The organism is Flavobacterium sp. (genome assembly GCF_040402835.1).
Classification (GTDB): Bacteria; Bacteroidota; Bacteroidia; order Flavobacteriales; family Flavobacteriaceae; genus Flavobacterium.
Map to the genome: position 1 here is coordinate 1 of NZ_JBBALW010000049.1, position 7,061 is coordinate 7,061.

Below are 7,061 nucleotides of genomic sequence, written 5' to 3' on the forward strand. Positions count from 1 at the left end.
AGTGATAGCAAGTATTACAGGAGTATGATTAAAAACGGATATACATTTAAAAATATAATCATAATCATTACTTAACATTGAGAGAGTGAATCTGATTTATTTTTGTAAAAAATTTAAAAATATTTATATGAAAAATTTAAAGACATTTTACACTATTGTTTTATTATTTATTTTTGGGGTAGTTTCGTCACAAATTACCTCATCTTCTATCTCTGGTAAAGTCACCGATGGTTCGGCACCAATTTTTGATGCTACAGTAACAATCACCCATTTGCCAACAAACACCAAGTTCCAGACTAATTCTGACAAATCAGGTCATTTTAGTTTAGATAATCTAAATGTAGGTGGTCCTTATAAAATGGTAGTTACTGGAGGCGATATTAAAGAATATTCCAATTCTCAAATTCAATTATCATTAGGAGATAATGATTTACCTTCTATTATTGTTACAAGAAATGATAATGAATTAAAAGAGGTTGTTGTATCAGGCAAGAAAAATGGAACAAAAACAGGAACCGGTCTCAATATAGGCGAAAAACAAATAAATAGTTTGCCTACTATCAGTAGAGGAATTCAGGATGTTACAAAATTAGTTCCACAAAGCGCAAATAATTCTTTTGCAGGGACTAACTTTAGATACAATAATGTAACTATAGATGGTTCTATAAATAATGATGCAATAGGGTTTAGCCCATCATTAGGAGGACAATCTGGAACTTCCGGGATGCCTGGTAGCAGTACTCGTTCTAATTCTATTAGTTTAGATGCGATTCAAGACATTCAAGTGTATATTGCACCTTATGATGTAAAACTTGGGAATTTTCTTGGAGGAAGTGTTAATGCAGTTACAAAAAGTGGCTCAAATCAAGTTACTGGTTCTGTATATAGTTATGGTAGAAATGCAAGTTTAACAGGTCCAAATAATGCTGGTGATGGCTCAAAAATGCCAACTAGTTTTGGAGATTATCAATTAGGTTTTAGAGTAGGTTTACCAATTGTAAAAGACAAAATATTTTTCTTTACAAATGCTGAATATACTAAAAGAACTGATCCTATTTTTTATAATGCTGGTGATGTAAATTCAAGTGGAAATGTAATTTCACTTGTGGACAATACAACTGCTCAAGCAATTTCTGATTTTGTTAATACTAAATATGGTTTCAACGCTGGGAGTTTTAATGGATTTGACAATTACTCTGAAAGTAGAAAATACTTTAATAAAATTGATTGGAAAATAAGTGCCAAACATAATCTGTCGTTAAGAAATAACATAGTGCTTTCCGAAGCATCAAATTTGGAACGTGATGCTGCTAATTTCAGATTTTCAAGTATGAATTTTATTCAAAAAAATCAAGCAATAAGTACGGTTTTAGAGCTTAAAAGTCATTTTAACAGCAGATTTTCAAATTCATTCGTAGCAGGTTATTCAACCGTGAGAGATCAAAGAGAACCAACCTCTGGAAACATTTTATTTCCACAAGTTGAAATTTCTTATAATGGTGGAACGATTTTTCTTGGCAATGAAAGAGAAGCGACGGTTTTTAATATGAAACAAAATACTACAGAATTGACAGACAATTTAACTTACAAAACTGGAAATCATACCTTATTATTTGGAACACATAATGAATTTTATGACATCAACTATGGTTTTGTCAATGCTTTAAATGGAAGAGTTTCTTATTCTTCATTAGCTAATTTTTACGCATCAACCCCAGTTAGAGTTAGGGGAACATATCCATTTGATGGTTCAACTAGAGATTATATTTTTAACAATCCTTATGCTAAATTCAAAGTAAATCTTTACAGTGCTTATATTCAAGACGAAATTAAAATTGGGAAATTAAAAATTACTCCTGGTTTACGTATTGATTATGCTGATTTACCTACCAAGCCGGGATTAAGTACACAAGCACAAAATTCTCCTTTAGACCCTAATTTTGGAACTACATATTCCTACACACCTGTTAGTCAAATCAAAAATAACTTTTTTGGAGGCGCCTTACTATCTCCAAGAATTGGCTTTAGCTATAGTGCTTTTGAAGACAAATCATTAATAATAAGAGGAGGTTCTGGAGTTTTTACAGGAAGGATTCCTTTTGCATGGTTAGGTTATGCATTTTATAATGATGGAGTGGGTTATGGAAGTTATGATAAAAACAACTTAACATCAGCCCAAGTAGCTACTTTAGGCGATCCATTAGCTTCTGGAGGTTTGGCAAATTATCAAGGACAATCTACTCCAAAAGTACAATTGGATTTAGTGGATAACGATTTTAAAATGCCTCAGGTTTTGAGAAATTCTTTAGCTTTTGATTACACATTGAAAGGATATAAATTTACACTTGAAGGAATATACACCAAAGTAATTAGAGATTTAAAATTTCAACAAGTGAATAAAACAGACAATCCTACTTACTATAGTTATGATGTTAATCACGAAATGCCTATTTATTCTTCTAATATTAATTCGGCTTTAACCAATGCTTATATGTTATCGAATACTTCTGAAGGATATCGTTATAATATTACAGCGCAAGTTTCTAAAACGTATGATTTTGGATTTAATTTTATGGGAGCTTATACTTATGGTAGCGCCAAAGATATCTCAAATGGAATTCGAAATTCTATGGAAAGTAACTACCAATTGAATCAGTCTTTAACACCAAATGACCCTAAATTAGCAACTTCAAATTTTGATACTAAACACAGGATAATAACTAATATAGGATATGCTCTTAATTTAAGTAAAAATAATGTATTGTCAGCTAATTTATTTTTTAATGCGCAATCTGGTAATCCATTTACATGGGGTTTTATTAACTCCACACTAGCCGGAACAGGACAAGCAGCGGGATTGGCATACATATTTAAAGATCAGACAGAAGCTATAAAATACATGAGAGATATTGTTGTGGGAGGTGTTATAACTTCTACTGCAGCTCAACAAGTTACTGCTTATGAGGAATTTGTTAATAATAATGACTATTTGAAAAATAGAAGAGGTAATTTTACGGAGAGAAATGGAGACAAAACCCCTTGGAACATTCAAGCAGATATGAGTATCATGGACGAATTTAAAATAAAAAGTAAAGAAACAACTCACAGTTTACAAATTTCTTTAAGCATAATCAATGTTGGAAATCTGATTAATAAAGATTGGGGAAAAAGTTATTTTGTTGCTAATACTTTTAACTCAACCGCTAGTGTTGGATTGACTAAAGTGGGAAGTGTTTCAACTGGATTACCAAGTGCTGGAGACCCAACTTACAACTTTAGAACCCCTACAACTACTCCATATACTGTTGATCAATTTGCTTCTAGATACCAAGCTCAATTAGGACTTAGGTATTCTTTTTAAATAATATTTTTATTTGTTTTGTTTTTGAAATACCTGAAAAAAATTAATTTTTCAGGTATTTTTTTATAAAAGAAACTATAAGTAATTCGAAAGTTTTAATGTCGTAAAGTCAAAAGTCTCAAAATAGTAAAAAACGATATAAAATCAGAGTATTACAATAAATCACATATTTTAAAATACGACACTTAATTATACTTACTTACTACTTAAATTATTGTGGATTGGAACAAAATTCCTTCCATAAATACTAATAATGCTATTAATTCCCCGCTTCATTTTTTGCGTCACGAACCATTTTTTCATTGGCAGTTATAGCAAATTCTACTCGACGGTTTTGGATTCTGCCTTCTTTAGTATCATTTGAAGCAATTGGATCCGAAACTCCTAAACCAATTATTGAAAATCTAGAAAAAGACAATCCTTTATTGGCTAAATAATTCTTCACAGAAGTAGCTCTTTCTTCAGATAATTTTAAATTATATTCTGCCGATCCAGTGCTATCTGTATAGCCATAAATGACAATATTAGTATCCGGATAGTTATTAAAAACTTGAATTAATTTGTCTAAATTTAATTTTGCTGTAGAAGTCAAAGTAGCTTTATTAGTATCAAAACGAACTGCATTTTCATTTAAAACCAATTTAATTCCTTCACCCACTCGCACTACTTCTGCTCCTGGAAGTGCGCTGTCAATCTCTCTAGCCTGCTTGTCCATTTTATGCCCAATTACACCGCCAGCAACTCCACCAATAACACCGCCAAGTACTGCTCCTAATGCACCATTACCTCCATTTCCAACATTATTCCCAATAACAGCGCCAAGAATTCCGCCAGCTAATGCACCAATTCCCGCACCTCGTTGCGCTTTATTTGTATTTTTAACAGCGTCACAACTTGTGAAAATTGGATTTATTAATAACAAAACTATTATGATAAGTACTGCTTTATTTTTCATATTTATTTTTTTAGTTATTTTTTTGGAATTGATATACGAAATTAATGATTTTCCCTCCAACATTGACTTTATCAATCAATTGAAAGCGCGATTCTGATTGGTTTGCAACAGTTAAAATAAAACCATCCCTTACCTTTTTAGCTTTTTCCCCTGCGCTAAGTATTTTTAAAATAAATTGCCCTTCTTCATTTACAAACCAAGTTATTGGGGAACTAAAAGCCGTACACGAAGATTGATTTAAAATGAATTCGCCTTTGTTATTATTAGAAATAAATTTCCAAGTACTTCCTTCAAAACATTTTGAATCCGCAATTTGGAATGAGTTAATTTTAATGTATTCCGAACTTGGATAAATAACATTTGAAAGTGTCCAATTTCCTTTAATTTCAACTTGAGAATGTTTGTCTAATTTAGAATTGGTAATCGAGGAGGTTTTGCATCCAAATAAGATAATACCTAAGAATACAAGTAATACTGTTTGTTTCATTTTTTAATTTATATTGGTTTGTATTGCTACAAATATACAACGATGATGAGCAATAAAAATGCAACTTTATAACAAATGTTTCTTTGCGACAATTTGTCACTCTCGTTTTAATTGGTATTCTATTTGAGTAGTATTTGAAATAATAATCCTAAAATTTAAACTATGACAACTGGAAAAATCAATGTTTCGGTAGAGAATATCTTCCCTTTAATTAAGAAGTTTTTATACAGCGACCACGAAATATTTTTACGGGAACTAATTTCAAACGGAACTGATGCAACTTTAAAATTAAAACATTTAACAAGTATTGGCGAAGCAAAAGTGGAATATGGCAATCCTATTATCGAGGTAAAAATCGATAAAGAAGGTAAAAAATTACATATTATTGACCAAGGAATTGGGATGACTTCTGAAGAAGTTGAAAAATACATCAACCAATTGGCATTTTCTGGTGCGGAAGAATTTTTAGATAAATACAAAGATTCTGCCAAAGATTCTGGAATTATCGGACATTTTGGACTTGGATTTTACTCTGCATTTATGGTTGCTTCCAAAGTTGAAATTATTACAAAATCATACAAAGATGAACCAGCAGCACATTGGACGTGCGATGGAAGCCCAGAATTTACATTGGAACCAAGCGACAAAACAACTCGCGGTTCTGAAATTATTTTGCACATTGCCGAAGATTCATTAGCATTTTTAGAAGACTTTAAAATTCGAGAATTGCTGAATAAGTATAATAAATTTATGCCTATTCCAATTAAATTCGGAACCAAAACAGAAAAAATAGAACAGAAAAAAGGAGAATTTGTTGAATCTGAAGACAAAGACAATATTTTTACCGAAGTGGAAGTGGATAACATTATCAATAATCCAAATCCGGCTTGGACTAAACAACCAACGGAATTATCGGATGAAGATTATAAAAATTTCTACCGAGAAGTGTATCCAATGCAATTTGAAGAACCGTTATTTCATATCCATTTAAACGTAGATTATCCGTTCAATTTGACTGGGATTTTATACTTTCCAAAGTTAGGTTCTGACTTGCAAATTCAAAAGGACAAAATCCAATTATATCAAAATCAGGTTTATGTAACCGATAATGTTGAAGGAATTGTCCCTGAATTTTTAACCATGTTAAAAGGAGTTATTGATTCGCCAGATATTCCATTGAATGTTTCGCGTTCAAGTTTGCAATCCGATGGAGCAGTTAAGAAAATTTCTAGTTATATCACTCGAAAAGTAGCTGATAAATTGAAATCTTTATTCACTGATAACAGAGAAGATTTTGAGAAAAAATGGAATGATATCAAAATTGTTTTAGAATATGGAATGCTTTCAGAAGACAAATTCTATGAAAAAGCAGGCGCATTTGTTTTGTATCCTACCGTTGACGATACTTATTTTACATTAGAAGAATTAAAAGAAAAGTTAGCTGTAAATCAAACCGATAAAGACGGAAAATTAGTTGTTTTATATGCTTCGAATAAAGAATCACAACACAGTTATATCGAAATTGCGAAAGAAAAAGGATACGAAGTTTTATTACTTGATTCTCCGATTATCTCGCATTTAATTCAAAAAATTGAAGGCGATAATAACACAATAACTTTTGTTCGTGTCGATTCTGATCACATTGACAATTTAATCAAAAAAGAAGAAACTTCAATTTCTAAATTGTCTGACGAAGAAAAAGAAAGTTTAAAAACAGTTTTAGAAGGATTTGTTCCAAAACAAAAATATTCAGTTCAAATGGAAGCTTTAGACAGCAAAGCTGCGCCATTTATTATCACCCAACCAGAATTTATGCGAAGAATGAAAGAAATGAGTCAATCTGGTGGTGGTGGAATGTTTGGAATGGGAAACATGCCAGAAATGTATAATTTAGTGGTAAATACCAATTCTAATTTGGCTTCAAATATTTTAAATTCAACGGACAAACCAGCTCAAGAAAGTTTGATAAAACAAGCATTAGATTTGGCTAAATTATCTCAGAATTTATTAAAAGGAGAAGACCTTACGGCTTTTGTAAAACGTAGTTTTGAATTGATAAAATAAGAAATTTCTAAATTAGAAAAGACCCGTAAGTTAAACTTTCGGGTCTTTTTTTATGCACTATTTTGACCTTTTTAGTCGATTCCGTTTTGATCTATTAAATACATTAATGCCGCCATAGTAGCTGCTCCTAATTCTAATTCTCTTTTATTAACGGCATCAAATTTGTCGTTTGCAGCGTGGTGATAATCAAAATA

General features: G+C 31.3%; 4 protein-coding genes. 2 read left to right on the forward strand and 2 right to left on the reverse strand.

The genetic code is table 11. The features are described from left to right. Positions 1 to 127: 127 nt before the first annotated feature. Positions 128 to 3,361 (forward strand): TonB-dependent receptor, encoded by a 3,234-nt coding sequence (locus AC9UEH_RS11325; protein ID WP_509531923.1) that lies wholly within the window; start codon positions 128 to 130, stop codon positions 3,359 to 3,361. Positions 3,362 to 3,620: 259 nt separating this feature from the next. On the opposite strand, the gene AC9UEH_RS11330 is transcribed toward AC9UEH_RS11325, so the two are convergent. Together AC9UEH_RS11330 and AC9UEH_RS11335 are read right to left on the reverse strand one after the other, a co-directional pair. Further along, complete coding sequence (locus AC9UEH_RS11330; RefSeq protein WP_509531926.1) at positions 3,621 to 4,316, reverse strand: YiaD family glycine zipper/OmpA-like lipoprotein; 696 nt, start codon at positions 4,314 to 4,316, stop codon at positions 3,621 to 3,623. Between the two features lie 10 nt (positions 4,317 to 4,326). Next, positions 4,327 to 4,803 carry a hypothetical protein gene (locus AC9UEH_RS11335; RefSeq protein WP_509531928.1) on the reverse strand — a complete coding sequence of 159 codons (477 nt, stop codon included), beginning with the start codon at positions 4,801 to 4,803 and terminating at the stop codon, positions 4,327 to 4,329. 162 nt (positions 4,804 to 4,965) lie between these two features. Between AC9UEH_RS11335 and htpG the strand changes: the two genes are divergently transcribed. Beyond that, the gene (htpG, locus tag AC9UEH_RS11340; RefSeq protein WP_509531931.1) at positions 4,966 to 6,867 is read left to right on the forward strand and encodes a molecular chaperone HtpG; all 1,902 of its coding nucleotides are present in this window, start codon (positions 4,966 to 4,968) and stop codon (positions 6,865 to 6,867) included. Positions 6,868 to 7,061 lie beyond the last annotated feature (194 nt).

Bases quoted from the DNA above. Each gene is read 5' to 3' on its own strand.
- AC9UEH_RS11325 (WP_509531923.1), top strand. From the start codon at position 128: ATGAAAAATTTAAAGACATTTTACACTATTGTTTTATTATTTATTTTT.
- AC9UEH_RS11335 (WP_509531928.1), bottom strand. From the start codon at position 4,803: ATGAAACAAACAGTATTACTTGTATTCTTAGGTATTATCTTATTTGGA.
- htpG (WP_509531931.1), top strand. From the start codon at position 4,966: ATGACAACTGGAAAAATCAATGTTTCGGTAGAGAATATCTTCCCTTTA.
- AC9UEH_RS11330 (WP_509531926.1), bottom strand. From the start codon at position 4,316: ATGAAAAATAAAGCAGTACTTATCATAATAGTTTTGTTATTAATAAAT.